22 protein-coding genes are annotated in these 20,185 nt (G+C 49.9%); 4 read left to right on the top strand and 18 right to left on the bottom strand.

Annotated features, from left to right (window positions below):
* Positions 1-3: 3 nt before the first annotated feature.
* The 3 genes from JHL22_RS07190 to rpoE are packed head-to-tail and all read right to left on the bottom strand — an operon-like array spanning position 4 to position 2,158.
* Positions 4-1,038: a MucB/RseB C-terminal domain-containing protein gene (locus JHL22_RS07190; RefSeq protein ID WP_200235446.1), complete on the bottom strand. Its 1,035-nt coding sequence runs from the start codon at positions 1,036-1,038 to the stop codon at positions 4-6.
* Positions 1,038-1,547 carry a sigma-E factor negative regulatory protein gene (locus tag JHL22_RS07185; protein ID WP_200235444.1) on the bottom strand — a complete coding sequence of 170 codons (510 nt, stop codon included), beginning with the start codon at positions 1,545-1,547 and terminating at the stop codon, positions 1,038-1,040. Before JHL22_RS07185 ends, JHL22_RS07190 begins: the two co-directional genes overlap by 1 nt.
* A gap of 11 nt (positions 1,548-1,558) precedes the next feature.
* A complete protein-coding gene (gene rpoE / locus JHL22_RS07180; protein WP_200235442.1) occupies positions 1,559-2,158 on the bottom strand; it encodes an RNA polymerase sigma factor RpoE in 600 nt (199 codons plus the stop codon).
* Between the two features lie 119 nt (positions 2,159-2,277).
* On the opposite strand from rpoE, the gene JHL22_RS07175 reads away from it, so the two are divergent.
* Positions 2,278-2,556, top strand: coding sequence for a hypothetical protein (locus JHL22_RS07175; RefSeq protein WP_200235440.1), 279 nt, complete (start codon positions 2,278-2,280; stop codon positions 2,554-2,556).
* Positions 2,557-2,593: 37 nt separating this feature from the next.
* On the opposite strand, the gene fabF is transcribed toward JHL22_RS07175, so the two are convergent.
* The 8 genes from fabF to JHL22_RS07135 all read right to left on the bottom strand — a co-directional run bounded on the left by fabF (position 2,594) and on the right by JHL22_RS07135 (position 9,237).
* On the bottom strand, positions 2,594-3,823 hold the full coding sequence (gene fabF / locus JHL22_RS07170; RefSeq protein ID WP_200235438.1) for a beta-ketoacyl-ACP synthase II: 1,230 nt from the start codon (positions 3,821-3,823) through the stop codon (positions 2,594-2,596).
* A gap of 199 nt (positions 3,824-4,022) precedes the next feature.
* Positions 4,023-4,259, bottom strand: a complete 237-nt coding sequence (acpP, locus tag JHL22_RS07165; protein ID WP_200235436.1) for an acyl carrier protein — start codon at positions 4,257-4,259, stop codon at positions 4,023-4,025.
* 257 nt (positions 4,260-4,516) lie between these two features.
* Complete coding sequence (gene fabG, locus JHL22_RS07160) at positions 4,517-5,263, bottom strand: 3-oxoacyl-ACP reductase FabG (RefSeq protein ID WP_200235434.1); 747 nt, start codon at positions 5,261-5,263, stop codon at positions 4,517-4,519.
* An 11-nt stretch (positions 5,264-5,274) separates the two neighbouring features.
* Positions 5,275-6,207: an ACP S-malonyltransferase gene (gene fabD / locus JHL22_RS07155; protein ID WP_200235432.1), complete on the bottom strand. Its 933-nt coding sequence runs from the start codon at positions 6,205-6,207 to the stop codon at positions 5,275-5,277.
* A 24-nt stretch (positions 6,208-6,231) separates the two neighbouring features.
* Positions 6,232-7,206, bottom strand: a complete 975-nt coding sequence (locus JHL22_RS07150) for a beta-ketoacyl-ACP synthase III (RefSeq protein ID WP_200235430.1) — start codon at positions 7,204-7,206, stop codon at positions 6,232-6,234.
* 57 nt (positions 7,207-7,263) lie between these two features.
* A complete protein-coding gene (plsX, locus tag JHL22_RS07145; protein WP_200235428.1) occupies positions 7,264-8,313 on the bottom strand; it encodes a phosphate acyltransferase PlsX in 1,050 nt (349 codons plus the stop codon).
* 58 nt (positions 8,314-8,371) lie between these two features.
* Positions 8,372-8,554: a 50S ribosomal protein L32 gene (gene rpmF, locus JHL22_RS07140; protein WP_200235426.1), complete on the bottom strand. Its 183-nt coding sequence runs from the start codon at positions 8,552-8,554 to the stop codon at positions 8,372-8,374.
* Between the two features lie 65 nt (positions 8,555-8,619).
* Positions 8,620-9,237 (bottom strand): YceD family protein, encoded by a 618-nt coding sequence (locus tag JHL22_RS07135; RefSeq protein WP_200235424.1) that lies wholly within the window; start codon positions 9,235-9,237, stop codon positions 8,620-8,622.
* Positions 9,238-9,343: 106 nt separating this feature from the next.
* On the opposite strand from JHL22_RS07135, the gene JHL22_RS07130 reads away from it, so the two are divergent.
* Both JHL22_RS07130 and JHL22_RS07125 read left to right on the top strand, forming a co-directional pair.
* Entirely contained in the window at positions 9,344-9,958 is a 615-nt protein-coding gene (locus JHL22_RS07130) for a Maf family nucleotide pyrophosphatase (RefSeq protein ID WP_200235422.1), read from the top strand.
* Entirely contained in the window at positions 9,951-10,661 is a 711-nt protein-coding gene (locus tag JHL22_RS07125) for an SAM-dependent methyltransferase (RefSeq protein WP_200235420.1), read from the top strand. Before JHL22_RS07130 ends, JHL22_RS07125 begins: the two co-directional genes overlap by 8 nt.
* Positions 10,662-10,674: 13 nt before the next feature.
* Here JHL22_RS07125 and JHL22_RS07120 read toward each other — a convergent pair whose 3' ends face one another.
* The 4 genes from JHL22_RS07120 to JHL22_RS07105 form a co-directional block, all read right to left on the bottom strand.
* Entirely contained in the window at positions 10,675-11,430 is a 756-nt protein-coding gene (locus JHL22_RS07120; RefSeq protein ID WP_407926766.1) for an N-acetylmuramoyl-L-alanine amidase, read from the bottom strand.
* 106 nt (positions 11,431-11,536) lie between these two features.
* Positions 11,537-12,199, bottom strand: a complete 663-nt coding sequence (gene msrQ, locus JHL22_RS07115) for a protein-methionine-sulfoxide reductase heme-binding subunit MsrQ (protein WP_200235418.1) — start codon at positions 12,197-12,199, stop codon at positions 11,537-11,539.
* An 18-nt stretch (positions 12,200-12,217) separates the two neighbouring features.
* Positions 12,218-12,895: an HAD-IIIA family hydrolase gene (locus tag JHL22_RS07110; RefSeq protein ID WP_200235416.1), complete on the bottom strand. Its 678-nt coding sequence runs from the start codon at positions 12,893-12,895 to the stop codon at positions 12,218-12,220.
* Positions 12,896-12,918: 23 nt separating this feature from the next.
* Positions 12,919-13,872, bottom strand: coding sequence for an RluA family pseudouridine synthase (locus JHL22_RS07105; RefSeq protein WP_200235414.1), 954 nt, complete (start codon positions 13,870-13,872; stop codon positions 12,919-12,921).
* 542 nt (positions 13,873-14,414) lie between these two features.
* Between JHL22_RS07105 and JHL22_RS07100 the strand changes: the two genes are divergently transcribed.
* On the top strand, positions 14,415-17,513 hold the full coding sequence (locus JHL22_RS07100) for an Rne/Rng family ribonuclease (RefSeq protein ID WP_200235412.1): 3,099 nt from the start codon (positions 14,415-14,417) through the stop codon (positions 17,511-17,513).
* Positions 17,514-17,628: 115 nt separating this feature from the next.
* Here the strand turns inward: JHL22_RS07100 and JHL22_RS07095 are convergent, their stop codons facing one another.
* From JHL22_RS07095 to JHL22_RS07085, 3 genes are all read right to left on the bottom strand, one after another.
* Positions 17,629-18,267 carry a type IV toxin-antitoxin system AbiEi family antitoxin domain-containing protein gene (locus JHL22_RS07095; protein ID WP_200235410.1) on the bottom strand — a complete coding sequence of 213 codons (639 nt, stop codon included), beginning with the start codon at positions 18,265-18,267 and terminating at the stop codon, positions 17,629-17,631.
* Positions 18,268-18,493: 226 nt separating this feature from the next.
* The gene (locus tag JHL22_RS07090) at positions 18,494-19,459 is read right to left on the bottom strand and encodes a Bug family tripartite tricarboxylate transporter substrate binding protein (RefSeq protein WP_200235408.1); all 966 of its coding nucleotides are present in this window, start codon (positions 19,457-19,459) and stop codon (positions 18,494-18,496) included.
* 530 nt (positions 19,460-19,989) lie between these two features.
* Positions 19,990-20,172: a DUF2783 domain-containing protein gene (locus JHL22_RS07085; protein WP_200235406.1), complete on the bottom strand. Its 183-nt coding sequence runs from the start codon at positions 20,170-20,172 to the stop codon at positions 19,990-19,992.
* Positions 20,173-20,185 lie beyond the last annotated feature (13 nt).

The raw sequence follows: 20,185 nt of genomic DNA, 5'->3' as shown, positions 1-20,185 counted from the left end.
TTCCTAATTCAATTTGGATGATACGGGTGGAATAAATTTAGCCGACACTGCCATTTCTTCAAGGGTATTCATGGGCACTGCGCCAATGACGGTTACCCAGTAGTTGTCTACCCGCTGGCGAAAAACATTAAGAGAGCCCACTTGCACTGCACCATGAGCCTGCAACGTTTTTTCCGCCTCTGTCACTTGTTGTACAAAAACAGAGATTGAAGAAAGGCCGTCTGAAAGAATTAGGTGCTTAACTTGTTGATTAGTTCCTTTAGGCCTGATAATACTTAGAATCGGCACGTACCCCTGAGGGGCACGCAATTTCCAGCCCTCCCTGGCGAAATCAACTGAAACAAGTTCTTCTTTTTCAACTACCCAGTCCTTGAGTTTATAACTGGGTGTCAGCAAGGCGGTATTCACATCCTTACCCATGACCAGGCCGGTAAATGCCACCTGTTCCACCACCTTGTTATCCAGTCCGACCGTTTGGGATTTCAATAACAGTTTTGATTTGACGTCAATGCATAGGCGATGGCCATAACGGTCTGGCGTGCGCGGCGAGAGTTCCAGCAGTCGGCATTCGTGGCCGGCAACCCTTTCTTTTTTGTCACTAAGGGTAGCCATGTAATATTGGTTTACGTGTTTGGCTTCGGTTTGCAGGAATGCCGGAAAACGGTCTTTACGGGCCGGAGTCAGGACAATTTTTTTCTGTTCAGGCATTAAGCACTGCACAACGTCATTGGTACGCAAATACTCTTGCGGATCGCCATCAAGCAGCTCAAGCCGCTCTTTAACGCCTTCACCATCAACAATGTGTGTCACCCGCGAAGACATAATCTGCTCACCTTGCTGATAGGTAAACACACCACTGTAATCATTAATGACCGATGCTTTCTGTACTTGTTCAAGAAAGGCCACCAGCTCATCTCCGGTAAGGGGAGTGACCGTCTGGGCCATGGCAGGGGTTGCAAAAACCGCTCCGGCAAGCACCAGAGACAGCCATTTTGTTTTTGTTTTCCTTAATACCGGGCTTGATAAATAATGAACCATTAGCGATTGACTCCGTACTCATAGGAAACATGATGTACAGGACGCGCACCCACCATTTGGCGATGCGCATGAATATAATCATTGTAATCCCGGTTCAATTCATTACTGGGTGCGGTTTGTGATGCCACTACCGGTGCCACCACTGGTGCCGCCTGCTCTTCAGCCATAAACGGCTGAACCACCCACACCACTGATGCCACGGCAGCGGCTACCGCCAGGCCAGACAAGCCCTGGCGCAAGCCCAGACGGCGCGCCGGAACGGCTGGTAATGGCTCGGCATCAATGGCTTTGCTGACCCTTGCATAAAACAGGTCTGAAGGTTTGATGGCCAGCTCCTCACTGCGCATGACATCGCCAATGAGATGATAGGTATCCCAAACTTGCCTGCCATAGGAATTATCAAGATTTTCCAGATCAAAACGGGTATCTTCACCATCGATAAGCGCCGATATGGACTCATCCCAGTCAAGTGACTGCGATTCATTTAATGTTGAATGTGTTGTGTTCATATATCAGCTCCTTACCAGCGACGACCGCTATCCTGGCCCAAAACAGGCTTGAGTCGGGCAGCGATCGCTTCCCTGGCTCTGAAAATCCTGGATCTGACGGTTCCAATGGGGCACTCCATGGTTTGTGCAATTTCCTCGTAGCTCAAACCTTCTATTTCGCGCAGTACAATTGCCGTACGCAAGTCTTCGGGCAAATCTTCAATCGCCTTATTGACAGTTTGGCCAATTTCCCTGGAAACCATCCGTGATTCAGGTGTATCAATGTCTATAAGATTGTCGGATTGGGAAAAAGTTTCGCCATCTTTTGTTTCAAAGGTATCTGACACCAGCATTTTGCGCTGATTGGATGAAAGCCAGTTACGGGCTGTGTTAATGGCAATGCGATAAAGCCAGGTATAAAAGGCACTGTCTCCCCTGAACTGGGGCAAGGCACGATAAGCCTTGATAAAGGTTTCCTGGGCAATGTCTTCAACTTCGGCATGGTTATTTAGCATGCGTGAAAGCAAACGCATTATTTTTCGCTGGTATTTAAGTACCAGCAAGTCAAATGCCCGTTTATCGCCTTTCTGCACACGGGCAACCAGTTCTGCATCGACGTCACGCTCACTCATGCCACCTCCTGTTGAAGAGCCCGGTTCCAGCGCATGGCATGACACAGAACCCTAAGTTTACGCCAACCGTTTTTATCAACGGTAAATGGCCAAATGGTGATCAGTTTTTCTGACATTTGATGATTAAATGGATTTTCAAGATACAGGGTAAGCCAGAAAGGCCCCTGCCAGAATTGTCGCAAGATAAGGTGCTGGTGCACACCATTGCCGGTAAGCGCCCATGGCTGGGCAGCATTAATCTGGAGAAGGGATGGGGTGGACTGGGAGGGTTGGGCATGAGCCAGAAAAATGGCAGCCAGCCCAAGCCCCAAAGAAATGCCGGCAAGGCATGTAACCGCTACCAACAATATGCATGCTTTGCAATAACATTCAAACCTGCCTGGCCGGATTTCAAGTAAAACCGACCAATGAAGATTCAAGTGGGAAGATGACAAATCAAACCCGTTTCACAACCATTGAACCGTTTGTACCACCAAAACCAAACGAGTTGGACAGTGCGTATTCTATTTTCATTTCACGAGCCTGGTTGGCGCAGTAATCAAGGTCACAGCCCGGATCCTGATTGAAAATATTAATGGTTGGCGGAGATATTTGATGATGCACTGCCAAGGTCGTGAAGACGGCTTCGATACCGCCTGCTGCCCCCAGCAAATGTCCGGTCATGGACTTGGTGGAGTTGACGACGGTTTTATAGGCGTGATCGCCCAAAGCCAGTTTAAGCGCATTGGTTTCGTTCTGGTCGCCCAGCGGTGTTGATGTACCATGTGCATTCACGTAATCAACCTGATCAGGGTTGATTTTTGCATTATTCAGGGCGTTGATAATACCACGACGCGGGCCATCGCTATCGGGAGCGGTAATGTGGTGCGCGTCGGAGCTCATGCCATAGCCGGTAAATTCGCCATAAATGCGGGCTCCGCGTTTTTTGGCATGTTCGTATTCTTCAAGAACCAGTACCCCTGCCCCTTCACCCAACACAAAACCATCACGCTCGGTGTCCCAGGGGCGTGAAGCGGTTTCAGGATCGTCGTTACGGGTAGAAAGCGCACGCATGGCGGCAAAACCGCCAATACCCAACGGCGAAACGGTTGCCTCGGCACCACCGGCAAGCATCACGTCGGCATCACCGTATTCAATCAGACGGGCAGCATCACCAATGGAATGCAGGCCAGTTGTGCAGGCCGACACGACTGCGTAGCTGGGGCCTTTCAGGCCAAGCATAATGGTAAGATGGCCGGAAATAAGGTTAATGAGTGAAGCAGGCACAAAGAACGGGGAAATGCGACGCGGCCCCTTTGCCAGGTATTCGGTTTGGGTGTCTTCGATACGATGTAAACCACCAATACCCGAACTGACAATCACACCAATGCGCTCGGCATTTTCTTTGTTAATATCCAGACCGGAGTCACGCCAGGCATCAATACTGGCGGCAATGCCGTAATGGATAAAGGTATCCATTTGCTTGCCCTCTTTGGCAGACATATATTGGGTCAAGTCAAAATCCCTGACCTCACCGGCAATCTGTGAATTGAAGCCTGAAGCATCAAACCGGGTAATGCGACCAATTCCGGAACGTCCGTTGATGATATTATCCCAGGCTGTATCAATTGAATTGCCTACCGGGGAAACAATACCCAAGCCAGTAATTACGACACGTCTTTTCACAGAAGACTCCTACCTTAATTTGTATTTAAATGAATCGAATGATTGCTTTGGCCTATTGCCATCAACAACAAAACGCTTGGGAAAACCATAATGCAATATAGCCTGACAAGCAACAGACTACCAGACACAACGCTTTCCCAAGCGCTTTTGCATCAACCGGCCATTGACCCTGAATGGATCAATGGCTGGAACGGCTACATTAAGCTTTATTTTTGTTGATGTAATCAACAGCTTGCTGAACGGTCGTGATTTTTTCTGCTTCTTCGTCAGGAATCTCTGTTTCGAACTCGTCTTCCAGAGCCATTACCAGCTCAACCATATCCAGTGAATCGGCACCTAGATCGTCAAGAAAAGAAGACTCGTTTTTGATTTCAGCTTCATTAACGCCAAGCTGTTCTGCGACAATCTTCTTGACGCGTTGTTCGATGCTATCCATTTAACTCTCCAAAGGGAATGAATCCCGCGAATTATAGCCAAATGCTTATAAAGTGCAAAAGGCTATTTTTGACAAAAAAAAATTATTTTAGCAAATAAGTATTAAAAAACTTATAAAACCAAAATACCATCTAAAAAGTTAAAATGCGCGTACTGCTTACTGTGCATTTTATTAAAAATAAATCTTTTTGCTTTAAAAAAAGACAAACAAGACAAATAAATTCTTTGTACTACCCTAAAACGTGCTAAAAAACAGCACTACTGCATATACATGCCGCCATTTACATGCAGGGTTGTACCCGTAATATAAGCAGCCGCAGGACTGGCCAGAAACGCCACCGCATTGGCTACGTCTTCGGGCTGACCAAGACGTCCCAAGGGAATCTGACCCAACAAAGCGGTGGTTTGCGATTCTCCCAGGGCACGGGTCATGTCGGTATCAATAAAGCCCGGTGCGACACAGTTAACGGTAATATTACGGCTACCCAGTTCACGAGCCAGCGCCCGGCTCATGCCCGCAACACCGGCTTTGGCAGCCGCATAATTGGCCTGACCAGGGTTACCACTCGAGCCAACCACCGACGTCACATTAATGATACGGCCTGAACGTGCTTTCATCATGGCTTTGAGAACGCCACGTGACATGCGGAAAACCGAACCCAGGTTGGTATCCATGACGGCAGACCAGTCTTCATCTTTCATGCGCATGGCCAGACCATCGCGCGTGATGCCGGCATTATTAACCAAAATATGGGGAGCCCCTTCTTTGGCCAGCTCTGCCAGCAACGCATCGCAGGAAGCGGCATTGGTGACATCAAGCACCACGCCCCGACCGCCAAAGCCGGACAATTCGGCGTTTATGCCTTGTGCGCCGGCTTCTGACGTTGCCGTACCAATAACGGTGGCACCACGTTTGGCCAGCTCAAGCGCAATGGCCTTGCCCAACCCCCGTGTTGCACCGGTAACCAGGGCAACCTGACCCGTTAATTCTTTTACTTCAGACATATTTTTATTCCTTATCCCTTCAAAATTTCCAGGGCAGCCTGCATGGACGCGGGATCATACATGGAGATCCCTGTCATTTCAGGCTCGATTCGTTTCACCAGACCACTTAATACCTTGCCCGGACCACATTCGACAACATGGGTTACGCCCTGTTGTTTCATGGCAAGAATGGTTTCCACCCAACGCACCGGATGCCAGGCCTGGCGCACCAGCGCATCACGAATAGCTTCGGGTGTTGCGGCCACTGCCACATCAACGTTATTAATAACATCGACAGAGGGCATCGCCATTGTAATACCAGACAGGGCATTTTCCAAAACAAGGGCAGCCGGCTTAAGCAGACTAGCATGAAAAGGCGCGGAAACAGGTAAAGGCAAGGCACGTTTGGCACCGGCCTGTTTAGCCAGATTACAGGCGCGCTCAACCGCTGCCTTATGGCCGGCAATAACGACTTGTGCAGGCGCATTGAAGTTAACCGCCTCTACCACTTCACCTTGGGCCGCATCGGCACACACCTTGCGCACGGTGTCGTCATCAAGGCCCAAAATAGCAGCCATACCACCCGTACCCACAGGTACAGCAGCCTGCATGGCATCGGCCCTTACCCTTACCAGACGCACCGCGTCTTCAAGCGAAAAGGAACCGGCAGCCGCCAAGGCGGAATATTCACCCAGGCTATGGCCGGCCATTAACGCGGCCTGCGGACCACCGGCCTGAATATAAGCCTGATACATGGCATAACTGGCCGCCAGCATGACAGGCTGGGTGTTGGTGGTTAAATTGAGCTGTTCAGCCGGACCTTCGGCAATCAGCGTGGCCAGATCCTGGTTCAGCGCTGCTGAGGCCCGTTCGATAACTTGCGTGACGGTCTGGTTTTCGGCCCAGCTATTAAGCATGCCTACGGTTTGTGAACCCTGACCCGGAAATACAAAAGCAATTTTCATCTTGGTTTGTCTCTTAAGATTTATTTACAGGCGTACCAATGCGGAACCCCAGGTGAAACCACCACCAACGCCCTGCATCAGCACGCAGTCACCTGCCTTGATACGTCCGTCCTTGCGGGCGGCGTCAAAGGCCAGGGGCACGCTGGCTGCCGATGTATTGGCATGTTCAGCAACGGTCGTCACGATTTTTTCAGTAGGCAGGCCCAGTTTGCGACCCAGATAATTGATAATGCGGATATTGGCCTGATGAGGAACCATCCAATCTATGTCATCTAGTGAGACACCCGCTTTTTCACAAACCTGATGGGCGGATTTCTCAAGGACGGTAACGGCCTGCTTGAAAACGGCCTGGCCATCCATGCGCAGGAACGGATCACCGGTTACCACCCCGTTCTCGATACGCCCGGGGGTATTCAGAATGGTATTAAGGGAACCGTCGGCATTAAGCTGGGTAGCCATAATACCGGGTTTTTCGGAAGCCTGGAGCAGCACTGCACCGGCACCATCGCCAAACAGCACGCAAGTACCACGATCATTCCAGTCTAAAATACGGGAAAAGGTTTCAGCACCGATAACCAGTGCACATTTTGCATTGTTGGCCTTAATGAAACTGTCTGCCGTTGCCAGTGCATAAACAAAGCCGCTACATACAGCCTGAAGATCGAAAGCGGCACCACCCTTGATACCCAGGCGGGACTGCACAATACATGCCGTACTGGGAAAGATGAAATCGGGTGTGGAGGTGGCCACGATAATCAGGTCGATGTCAGCGGCATCGATCCCGGCATCTTCAATGGCACGCTGGGCAGCAATAACGGCCAGATCACTGGTTTTTTCATTATCACTGGCCAGATGACGCTGGCTGATGCCGGTACGTGTCACGATCCATTCATTGGAGGTTTCCACCCCTTTTTCTGCCAGTTTGGCCGCCAACTGGTCGTTAGTAACACAGTTTTCCGGCAAATAACTGCCCGAACCTATAATTTTTGCAAAACTCATGACCAACTCCTTAGGCCATGCCTGGATTCAAGAAGCAGACACAGCGTTTTATATTTTTTATTTCTGTTCGGTGGTATTTTCAGCATTATTCCGGTCTATTTTTTGAGTGATCTGCGTTACCGCTGTGGCGGTTTTTTCAAGCAAACCCCTGGCTACTGCACCACGCGCCCGCTCAATGGCCTTGGTATAGGCAAAAATATCGGCCGAACCATGACTTTTGAACACAATACCACGCAAGCCCAGCAAGGCAGCGCCATTATAATTGCGATTATCCACGCGATGACGGAAACGGTTAAGCACCGGACGGGCAAACAAACCTGCTGCCATTGTAAGATAATTTCGGGTAAATTCCTGCTTTAACATGGTCGCAATCATTTTTGCCAGGCCTTCGACCGACTTAAGCACCACATTACCCACAAAACCGTCGCACACCACAATATTACTGGTGCCTTTGAAAATATCATCACCTTCGACGTTGCCATAAAAATTCAGGCCACTGCATTGCAGCAGGGCAGCAGCTTCTTTGACAACTTCATTGCCTTTGATAGACTCTTCACCAATATTAAGCAGGCCAACGGTTGGATTCTGGATATTGTCAATGGCTTCGCACAGCGCCACACCCATAATGGCAAATTCCAGCAGGTGCTGGGCTGAACAGTCGACATTGGCCCCCAGATCCAGCATGGTGGTTGCGCCACCTTTCTGGTTAGGTATGGCAGTGGCAATGGCTGGCCGGTCTATGCCTTCCATGGTTTTTAACACATAACGTGAAATAGCCATTAAAGCACCGGTATTACCTGCAGAAACAAGTGCATCGGCCCTTTTCTCTTTAACCAGGTTAACGCCAACCCGCATGGAAGAATCTTTTTTACGACGCAAAGCGACCTCAACCGAATCATCCATTGCCACCACTTCAGAAGCGGGAACAATTTCAAAACGACTGAGGTCGCCCGGATTTGCTTGCCTGAGAGCCTGTTCTATTTGTTCAGGAACGCCAGTTAACAGAAAATGCGTGTCAGCGTACCGCTGTGCAACTTGCACAGCAGCAGGAACAGTCACGGGCAGGCCGACATCACCGCCCATGCAATCTATAGCAATACGTACCACGATAGTAATAAACAGGCCACGCCCAACAACGGCGCGGCCATATTCTCAACTTAACCGATTATTCGTCGTTTTTTGTTTTCAGAACTTTACGGCCACGATAGATACCGTTAGGACTGATATGGTGACGCAAGTGCAATTCGCCTGTGGTTGATTCGATTGCAGTAGCTGGTGAAGTTAAAGAATCGTGTGAACGGCGCATACCGCGTCTTGAAGGTGACTTTTTGTTTTGTTGAACAGCCATGATGACTCCAAAAAATGTTGTATTAAATATAAGTAATACAAACTAAAAACTATAAACTATAAAAATTACCGCTTTTTAAACTGTTCCAGCACCGCGAATGGCGAAGAAGGCTTTTCAAGCTCATCGTCGGGCATCGTTGCCTGTGCGGGACAGCTGTCGTGCCGTGGCACATAGGGTAGGCTTAAAATCAAATCGTCTTCAACCAAATCGAGCACACTCATGTGCCGGGAAGCAAGAATTTTCTCGTCAAGAGATTCCTCTACTTCGCCCGATTCAGATAAATCACTGTGCAGATCGGCTTCGGAAGTAACCAATTCCAGCTCTGACTCATGATTTACGTCAAACTTGAACAATCCAAGACAACGCTGACAGACAAGCTGCGGACTGGCCTGCACACGCAAATGCAACAAACGTTTGCCACGTGCACTTCGCTCACCTTTCAGTGACCAGACAACCATACCGCTTTCATCTGTTAATTGCTCAGGCAAATCTTGGGTAAGCCGTAAAAAGGCACCTAAAGGTGTCTTGCCGTGTACTTCACCGGCCCGGCGCACAAAATCAAGGGAATCAATAAAAAGGCCCTTACCTGAACCTGCATGGCCTTCAGCCCGGCTTTTTTCCGCTGAGCTTTCAGCTTGGCTTTTTTCAGCCGAGCCATCAGTTTGGCCTTTTTCGCTAATCATGTCCCTGCCTGTTCCTTATTTCCTGCATTGCTTGATTCAAGGTTTGCACAAATATCGGGAAACGTAGGATAATAACCCGTTATTTATCATTTGGTCAATTAAAACAATGGCAAACCATGCTTCCCGTCTTATTCTTGCGTCATCTTCCCGCTACAGAAAAGAAATGCTGGAAAGATTCTGCATCTCGTTTGAAACGATTTCTCCGGACATTGATGAAACCCCGCAACCAGGCGAAACGCCAGCCCAGCTAGCCTTGCGCCTTTCGGTTGAAAAAGCGCTGGCCATTGCGAAAAACAACCCGAATAGCGTCATTATTGGCTCAGACCAGGTTGCCACACTTGATGGCACCCCCATTGGCAAACCCGGCAACTTTGAGGCAGCAAAAAAACAACTGCAGGCATTGTCGGGCCATTGCGTAGAATTTCATAGCGCACTGGCCGTTACCGACGGCCGCAAAACTGAAACCGCCGATATTATTACGCGCTGTTACTTCAGGGAACTAAGCGATGCTGAAATTGTACACTATCTTGAAATTGAAAAACCCTTTGACACCGCTGGCAGCGCGAAAGCCGAAGGACTGGGCATCACATTAATGGACAAAATGGAAAGCGAGGACCCCACCGCTATTATTGGCCTGCCTTTAATTACCCTGGCCCGGATGCTTCGTTCATTTGGCATCAACCCTACCTTGTCAGCCCAGGAAAACCAGCACCATGACTAAGACCTTACACCTGATTCCCGTTGGCTTGGGCGAAGCCCCCACTTCCTCATGGCTACCTGCCGACACCCAGGCACTGGCCTCCCGACTTACCTGTTATATCGCCGAAAATGCCAAAACCGCCCGCGCTTTCCTGAAGTTGGTAGGCACCCAAAGCCCCTTGCAGGAAATTACCATTCATACCCTTGGTGCAAAAACAACAGCCGGGGAAATCAGGCAATGGCTAACTGATGCCGGCCCTGACGCCGAAGTTGGCCTGGTTTCCGAAGCCGGCTGCCCCGCGGTTGCCGACCCTGGTGCCAAGGTTGTCATGGCTGCCCACAAAATGGACATTCGCGTCATCCCATGGGTAGGGCCTTCTTCTATTTTACTGGGACTAATGGCCAGTGGCCTGGACGGACAACGCTTTACCTTTCATGGTTACGCGCCAGTCAACCCCGCCGAACGCGCCAAACAACTAAAAGCCTGGGAGGCCGAATCGGTCAAACTGCAACAAACCCAGCTATTTATAGAAACCCCCTACCGTAATGCCGCCATGTTTGAGTCTTTACTGAACTCGCTGCGCCCCGACACCCGCTTATGTATTGCACGTTCGGTGACCACGCAAGAAGAATGGATCAAAACCAAAACCATTACCCAATGGAAAGCCGGCTCCGCCCCCGAACTGGATAAAAAACCCACCCTTTTCCTGTTTTTGGCCAGTTAAGGGTTTATGCCGGCTAGCTGTCTTCCTGCGCGGCCAAATCCATCAGGATCGCCGCCGTTTGAATATCGGGCTGGCCATCGTAACGCTGCGGGCGGTAATGCATCTGGAACGCCCGCAACACCCGGCTGGTTGCTGCTTGTGCATCGGACCCGAATTCCACCTCATAGCCAATGCGCCGCAGTTTTTCCTGAAACCACAACAAGTTTGGCAAGCCTTCTGCCGCAAAGCGGGCCTCGTATTGCCGGACACGGCTTTCTTCATACCAGCGTCCTATACCCTGTCTGGCCAATGCTTCCCAGGGAAACAGGGGGCCGGGATCAATTTTACGCTGCGGCGCAATATCGCTATGGCCCACAATATGCCTTGCCTTGACCTGATGACGCTGCGCCAAGTCGCGCAGCAAGGCCGCCAGCAATTCTATTTGCTCGGGCGAATAAACATCCCACTGTGTTTTTTGCGCATCCAATGGCCCCAGATTAACCACCTCGATACCAATAGACATGGCATTAAGATTTTTATAGCCATACCATTGGCTGATGCCAGCGTGCCAGGCCCTGCGATCTTCATCGACCAGACGATACAAAACAGGCGTCTTTCCGGCCGTTAGCAGATAGTGGGCACTGACCCTGTTTTGGGTAAGAATCCGTAATGAATCGGCATTATTTTCAGAGGTATAGTGCAAAACAATAAACCGCACCCGACTATCTTGCCCTGTTGCGGTAAAAGATTCATCGACCGCGTATTCCGGCCGGGAGCAGGCCAGCAGCATTAACAGGCCAAATGCACCCAACAAACCCCGCAGCCATCTGGCAGCCAAACGAAATAAATCTGCCTGCAACATGACCCACTCCCTTCCATACCAGTACGCTTTTTTATCAGGAATGCCGGCCGGGGCCAGACGTATTACCGACTGAATCAACAATTGCCTGCACCTTACGGCGCACCATTAGCGCATTCACCACCCGCCAAAACAGCAAAAAGGCCATGACTAGCGTAAATACAACAGGCGCCACCAGGCTTTGCCCTTCCGGGAGCATTTTCCAGAAATGAATAATAAGCAGTATGCCCACCACATACACGGCACGATGCAAACGCTGCCAATTACGCCCCAGTTTGCGAATGGATTTTTGACGCGAAGTGGCCGCCAGCACACACAGGATGGCAAAAGACAACATGCCCAGCAAAATATACGGACGCTCGGCCAGATCTTTGAGCATGAATGGAAAGCTGAGCTTGCGATCAAGCCAGAGCCAGGCAATCATGTGCAAAAAAGCATAAAAGAACGCATACAGGCCAAGCGTTCTGCGCCAGCGCAACAAGGCCGGCTGCCCCAGCATTTGCCGAATGGGTGTAACAGCCAGTGTCAGGCACAACATGGCCAGGGCCCACTGCCCGCTGGACCGGGCAAAAAATGCAGCGGGCTCTGCCGTCATGCCGCCAATACTATCCAGATAAAACCAGCGAACTAGCGGGAATAACCCCAAAATAAAAATAAGGGGCTGAATCCGGTCTATGCTTTCGGCTTTCCAGGTTTTCATCTTGTTTCCTTGCCGGACTCAGGAAAGTGCCCGGCTTCCATTATTTTTACAATGCATTTGCAACAGGCCCGCAAGACCGGTCACGTCATCGACAATGCGGGTAGGCCTGCTTTCATTAAGCTCACGCAGGCTATGCGCACCGTAAGTAACCGCAATGCTTTCAACACCGGCATTATGCGCCATCAGGATATCATGCGAGGTATCACCAATCATGACGGTTTCTTCGGCAGGAACCACCAGGGTTTCCATAAGCTCATTAAGCATTTGCGGGTGCGGCTTGCTAAAGGTTTCATCAGCCGTACGGGTGGCGGCAAAATAATGCCCCAGTTTCTTCTGCTCTAGTACCCTGTCAAGCCCCACCCTGCTTTTGCCGGTCGCCACGGCCAACGTAACCCCATTGTCGCGCAGCTCGTCGAAAAGCGTGGTAATACCCTCAAAAAGACATAAATCGGGGTCACGGGTAAAATAATGGAATTTGTAGCGACGAATAAATTCGGGCAAAAGCTCGGCCGTTAAGGTTGGCACCACTTTATACAGGGCGCTTTCCAGCGACAGGCCAATTACCCATCTGGCCTGCGCCGCAGGGGGAACCTCGAGCCCCAGATCCCTGCAGGCCGACTGTATGGCCTGCACAATAGACTGGGTGGAATCAATCACCGTCCCATCCCAGTCAAATACAACCAATGAATACCGCATAATATATTTCCAACCTATAAATATTAAATTTGTTGTTCCAGTTTTTTCAGGATTTGCAGACAGGCCGCCGGCAACGGGGCTTCAAACTCTATGGTCTCCCCACTAATGGGGTGCGGTACCTGAAGCCGATGCGCATGTAAAAACATACGTTTGAAACCCTGCCGGGAAAAATAATCCCGGACATCGTCCTTGCCGTATTTTTCATCACCAACAATTGGAAAACCGCTGGCCGCCAGATGCACCCGGATTTGATGGGTCCGACCGGTTCGCAATTCAGCGCCCACCAGCGTATATTTCCCGAACCGTTGCACACCAGTCACGATAGTATGGGCAAAACGCCCTTCCTTATCAACCCGGACCCGACGCTCTCCGCCCGGGGTGAGGTATTTGGTTAGCGGCAATTTGACATGCTGCCGGTCATTAACCCAGTCTCCGCATACCAGGGCCAGATATTGCTTGCGCCCCCGCGCTTCGCGCATGGTTTCATGCAGGGCCACCAGGGCCGAGCGTTTTTTGGCAATCATGAGCAAACCCGAGGTTTCCTTGTCCAGGCGGTGCGCCAGCTCCAGGAAGCGGGCGTCGGGCCGGGCCGCACGCAATTGTTCGATCACCCCGAATGATACTCCACTCCCCCCATGCACGGCCACACCGGCAGGCTTGTCAATAACCAGCAGGGCGTCATCTTCATAAACCACCGGAAACTCGGCACCCGGCACTTTGCGAGGAACCTCGGGTTCGGCCGTACGCAACGGCGGAATACGCACCTGATCTCCCGTTTGCAAACGATACTCGGCCTGGATACGTCCTTTATTAACCCGTACCTGCCCACTGCGGATTGCCTTATAAAGATGACTTTTGGGCACTCCTTTGCACACCCGGATCAGGAAATTATCGATACGCTGATCAGCCGCTTCGACGTCAATCGTGACCACTCTTACAGAAAAAGATGAATTATTATCAGAAGTTTGTTTCCACATACACAAAAGAGCTCTATAATTCCATCACCATATGAAGAATGGTGTGGGAAGATTGGGCGTAGAGAAGCTAAAAAAAGCTGTTTCCGCCAAATCGTTAAAAATTACATTGTACTGCTACTATCAAACAGCCGTGCCTGTATTTCTCACCCGCTTCAGGGTTACTGGTCACCAAACGGGCAACGCTTACTGTTTTGTTATTAATGCGGCAGGAAAATCATCTGCCCACAAAAATGCCTCTTAGTCCGTTTGCTGTACGAATGAATGAATAAAAAACGCCTAATTTTTATTCCAGACTGGCATTGTCTATCCGCCGTCTGGCATATACACAGAAGTTTATAAAAATTGAATTTACCAATAAATATCAATTATCTGCAGACTGGGTCCTATCCTGTTTCCAATCAAGGGACCACCCCCGTCAAACAAGCGTATACATGCGCGGAGTACCCGCGCGCGTTCATTTTGCCCTTTCATTCGCACTCAAGTAACTCTGTGGTTAATGCATACGATGTCCGTTGCATTAGTTAAACGGAGAATACCTTAAAATGAAACGCATGTTATTTAATGCGACGCACCAAGAAGAACTACGCGTCGCGATTGTAGATGGGCAAAAACTCATCGACATCGACATCGAAACAGCCGGCCGGGAACAACGCAAAGGCAGTATTTACAAAGCCGTCATCACCCGGATCGAACCCGGGCTTGAAGCCTGCTTTGTCAACTATGGCCATGACCGTCACGGCTTCCTGCCTTTCAAGGAAGTGGCCCGCAGCTACTTCAAGGAAGGGGTCGATGTCCGGGGTGCCCGCATTCAGGATGCCTTAAGCGAAGGCCAGGAACTCATCATCCAGGTTGAAAAAGAAGAACGTGGCAACAAAGGCGCAGCCCTGACCACCTTTATTTCACTGGCTGGCCGTTATCTGGTTTTAATGCCCAACAACCCGCGTGGCGGCGGTGTTTCACGCCGCATCGAAGGTGAGGAGCGCCAGGAACTGCGTGAAGCCATGGACCAGCTTAACTTGCCCGCCGGCATGAGCATGATCGCCCGCACGGCAGGCATCGGCCGCTCGGTTCCCGAGCTGGAATGGGACCTGAAATACCTGCTGCAACTCTGGAATGCCATTGATTCGGCTGCCAAAGAATATCCCGCACCGGTACTTATCTATCAGGAATCCAGCCTGGTGATTCGCGCTATTCGTGACTATTTCTCTCCCGATATCAGCGAAATCCTCATAGACACCGATACCATTACCGAACAGGCTGTCGCCTTCATGAAAGACGTCATGCCCGATAACGTCAGTCGCGTCAAGCGCTACCATGACGATATCCCCCTGTTCTCCCGCTTCCAGATCGAACACCAGATTGAAACCGCCTATTCCCGTACGGTTCAACTCCCTTCAGGCGGTGCGATTGTTATTGATCACACCGAAGCCCTGGTTGCCATCGACGTCAACTCCGCCCGCTCCACCCGTGGCACCGACATTGAAGAAACCGCCCTGCGCACCAACCTTGAAGCGGCCGAAGAAGCGGCCCGCCAACTGCGCCTGCGTGACTTGGGGGGCTTGATTGTTATCGACTTCATCGATATGGAAGACAGCAAGAACCAGCGCGCGATTGAACAGAAACTGCGTGACGCCCTGCACTTTGACCGTGCTCGTGTCCAAATGGGCAAAATCTCGCGTTTTGGCCTCATGGAACTGTCACGCCAGCGCCTGCGCCCGTCTCTTAATGAAGGCTCTCATATTACCTGCCCGCGCTGTAACGGCACGGGTGTTATCCGTGATGTGGAATCCAGCGCCCTGAACATTCTGCGCCTGTTGCAGGAAGAGGCCATGAAAGACAACACAGCGGCCCTGCATGTACAGTTGCCCGTAGAAGTGGCCACTTACCTAATGAATGAAAAGCGGTCCGACATTGTCAAAATGGAGTCCCGCCTTAAAATCAATGTGGTGCTTATTCCAAACAAACACTTGGAAACTCCTCATCATCATATCGAACGCATTCGTTACGATGACAACCGTCTTGATGAGCCCAAAACCAGCATAGACCTGATCGAACAGCCCAGCACCACGGTAACCTGGGAGTCCAGCACCGAAAAAGCCGTTCATAACGAACGCCCTGAAGCCCTGGTCAAAGGCATTTCCCGTGACCAGCCCGCACCCGTGATTCCTGCCCCCAAAACAGAGCCCTTAAACACCGCCCAGCCGGGTTTGTTCAAGCGCCTGCTTAGCTGGTTTGCCGGTGATAAAGCCGCCACCCCTGAAGCCGAGCCGCAAAAAGAAGAGAAGCCCCGCCAGGCCAATCGTGGCAGAACCGGCCAGCGCAATGAGCGCAATACCAACCGCAACCGCCGTACCCCTGAAAAACGCGCCGAAGGCACTGAAACGGAAGAGGAAAAACGCCGCACGCCACGTACGGCCAAACCCCGCGCCCAGGACAGTCGCAACAAAGAACGTGACGCTAAGGCCACACCGGCAGAAACCGTTACCAACACCGATGCCGGCCAGTCTACCGAAGAAACCAGCTCACGTTCACGCAGCCGACGCAGTCGTTCACGCAGTAACAGCCGTCGTGACAGCAATACTGAAGCCGTTGATCAAACCCTGCCCCAGGATAGCGACAATTCAGAAAGCACAGCTGCCGAAACGCCTGCCAAGCAGCGTCCTGCCCGGGTAAAACCCGACGCGGATGCTATCCAGGAAACCGTCAGCACAAGCGTCAAAACTGCGGCAACCACTGTGGTCGCTACAATGGCAGCCCACCCCGCCACTGAAGACGCCGAAGACGCTGACAATGAAGATCAGGCAGAAGGCACAGCAGTATTCGACGAGGAAACCGGTGAAGCCATTGATCCAAACAAACGCCGTCGCCCACGCCGTCGCAGCCGTCGTACCCGTCGTCCAACCGACGAACAGGGAACCACAGAAAACACATCAGCACCCGCTGCTTTTGTGCCCAATGAGGTTTTACTGGCAAGCGAAGCGAATAACACGGCAGAAACCCCTGTGCCCGTTATTGTCACCGCTGACACAGGCCCTGAAACGGTTGCCGCTGCCAAACCGGCTGAAACCGTTGTCCAGGCCAGCACCCCGGTTGCAACACCAGCAGAACCGGCGATTATTGCCGAACAAGCCACACCCGCTATTAGTGTTAGTGCAGCATCAGCTTCCACTGAAGTCGTAGCACCCGCTGAAACTCCGGCAGAAGTGGTCACAGCCAATGTCGAAACCGCTGTCATACCAGAAACGGCAGAAACAGCGATTGCAACACCCGCTGCGGCTGAGCTGGCCCAAACACCAGAACAGGACATTACACCAGTCCAAACTGGCGCAGGAAATGTATCCAGCCCTGTAACTGAAGCGCCTGCACAACAGGAAACCGTAACAGCGGCTGCCGATACCAGCACGACGGCAACCCAGGCCCAAACCCCTGTTAACAGCAGCCAGCCTCAGGAAAGCACCGCAAGCGCGGCTGCCTCACTTGAGCAAATCGTTTCAAATGTCGGTTTACAATGGGTTGAAACCAAATCTGATCTGCCACCAAGCAGCCAGCCCCCCGTTCCAGCCAAACCACTTGGGCGCGCCCGTAAAGCAGCACCTAAAATTGCTGAAACACCGCTGGAAATAATAGAAACCAAAAAATAGTTTCTTGCTTCCAGATAGAAAAACGGCAGGTATTTTAAATACCTGCCGTTTTTTTTGTGCGTGCCGGTCAAAACATAACTTACCCTCTCAAGCATTTTTACCAATGCGGGGTAACTCATAATTTTCCTTTTTTAAGAAGTACAGCCAGGGTTTTCAGGTTTTTGGATTTATAGGCGGCAGCAATGGCGACAATCAATTCAATATCCAAAGAGTTAAGCAAATCCAAACGCAAATCATCATTCAGAAATTCAAGCATTTGGGCTTGGTTTAAAGTGCCAATACCTTTGGTATATTTTATTTTGTCACATAAGGCTTTTTCTGCAGTAGCGATAAATCTACCACCTTCTATTTTGTCGTAACGCCAATCAACACCTAAAGCATAAGCCTGCAAAGGTATTTTTTTATAGCTGAACCGACCAACCGGGGTTACAAACAGCTTGTTGTTTTTAATGGTGGCAGAGGTGATTTCGCTGACTCTTTCAGGAATCATGCCATACAGGCTTAAGGCATATTCAAAAGATACATAGGAAGGAGCATAAAGCCCATTGGCGATAGCAATAAGATCTAAAGATTGGTTTCGGTATTCTTTTGAAAAAACATAAAAACCTTTTTTAAGCCGAACCAAATCACCGTTGTTAACCAAATTGGCAATTTTGTCATTCACATTGCGCACAGACTTCCCCAGCAGGTACGCAAGCTGATCGTGTGCAATTAATGAGGCTGGCAAGGCATTTTTAAGATTTATAACTTTCATGATATGAAATACACTATATTTTTATAGATAATCCAATATAACTGGATTATCTATAAAAATATAGTGTAAAAATCAATTAAAATACTGTCAGCATCAGGTGGCTTGGCGACTTAATATCATAAGCCCGGGATTTCTATCGCATAAAACAACTATTTTCCAAATAAAAAACGGCAGGTATCCAAAAATACCTGCCGCTTTTTAGCAGCTGAACAAACCAGCTATCCAATTAATCCAGTGTAATATTACCCGCTTCAATCACTTTGGCCCAATCAGCGCGTTCCTTGTCGGAATACGCCTTGAACTCTTCAGCGTTCATGGGCATGACTTCAATGCCCATGCCATGAATTTTCTGTTTGAGTTCTTCATTGGCAAGCACTTTTTGCAAGTCATTTGATACTTTACTGACCACTTCTTCTGGCAGGTTTTCAGGGCCTACCAAACCTTGCCATGCATAGGCCACAAAATCATCCACGCCAGCTTCGTTCATTGTTGGCGCATCAGGCAATACCGCGCTTAAGCGCTCGGGTACCGCCACCGCCAGCACACGCACTTTACCTGCCTGAATATTGCTTAAGCCTGAACCCAGATCGGCGAACATCAGGTCAACGCGCTTGCCAATCAAATCCTGCAAGGCAGGGGCAGCGCCACGGTATGGCACGTGAAGAATATCAGTACCTGTTGTTTGTTTGAAGCGTTCCAGTGCCAGATGGTGCGGAGAGCCAGCCCCTGCTGAACTGGCAGACAACTTGCCTGGTTCTTTTTTAGCCGCTTCAATCAACTCTGCCAAAGTTTGGTAAGGAGAATCGGCAGGTACGGCCAGCACCAGCGGGAACCTTGCCAAACCGCCAATATAAGTGAACTTGGCAGGATCATAGGTTAATTTTTTATATAAGGACGGGTTATAGGCCAAAGTACCCGAGTCAGCCGTACCCAGCACATAACCATTGGGATCGGAATTGGCTACTGTTGTGGCACCAATGCTGGTACCACCCCCCGGTTTGTTTTCAATGACCAGTGTTTGCCCCAGTTCTTTTTCAAGTTCAATCGCCACCGTACGGGCGATTACATCGGTACCGCCACCGGCAGGATAAGGCACCACCCAGCGGACCGGCTGCTCGGGCCAGGCAGCGTGAGCCACGCCCGCCACACCCAGCATACCCACCACGAATACTTTATTGATAGTTTTAAACATTTTATCTCCTTCCTTGGAATAAATAAGAAGTTTCCATTAACAGCACCTGAGTCAGCGCCCAAGTGGTAGCAAACTAAACCTGTCCAGCATAAACAGCGACAACGCTTCCAGTAACTGGCGTTTGCAGATGTCTCCATTTTTCAATGCGATCAGTTTTATGATTTTTTAATAATGTCATGCATTTATTTGCTTGCACTTACAACCATTTTAGTTGTGAAAACAACTATATTCAAGTTTTTTTTGATGTAAGTTAATTATTTAACATATTGTGCTGGATTTTACTCACAAGCTACAACAATTTTGGGTTATTTTTATAGTTATATTTATAAAAAATTGTTTTATTGGCATAAACCATCCTGGCTGGTTCAATCACTTCCTCGAGTAAACCGGCGGGCCCAACCAGATCTTGCCTGCCTGGATATTACTTAAGCTTAAGCCCAGATCAGCAAACATGAAGTCAACCCAATCAAAACAACACCGCCTGTCCAACCTTGGAACCGGTTGGACAGGCGGCACGCCAAACTATTTATTTATGCTTCAAAAACCAGCGCCTCATGAATAAGGCTGCAAATTTTTTCACCATCTTTAATTTCATTACTTAACAATAAAACCAGTTTGGTCAGAAACAGGCTGCGTTTTTCTTCGGGTAACTTGTCAATGGCAAATGACAGGTTATCGTAAACTTTTTCAAGGCTTTGGACATCAATACTCATTTCTTCTTCCTCC

The organism is Advenella mandrilli (genome assembly GCF_016595155.1).
Taxonomy (GTDB): Bacteria; Pseudomonadota; Gammaproteobacteria; order Burkholderiales; family Burkholderiaceae_B; genus Advenella; species Advenella mandrilli.
The sequence above is the reverse complement of the archived record's forward strand: the minus strand, read 5'-3'. Positions and strand labels throughout refer to the sequence as shown.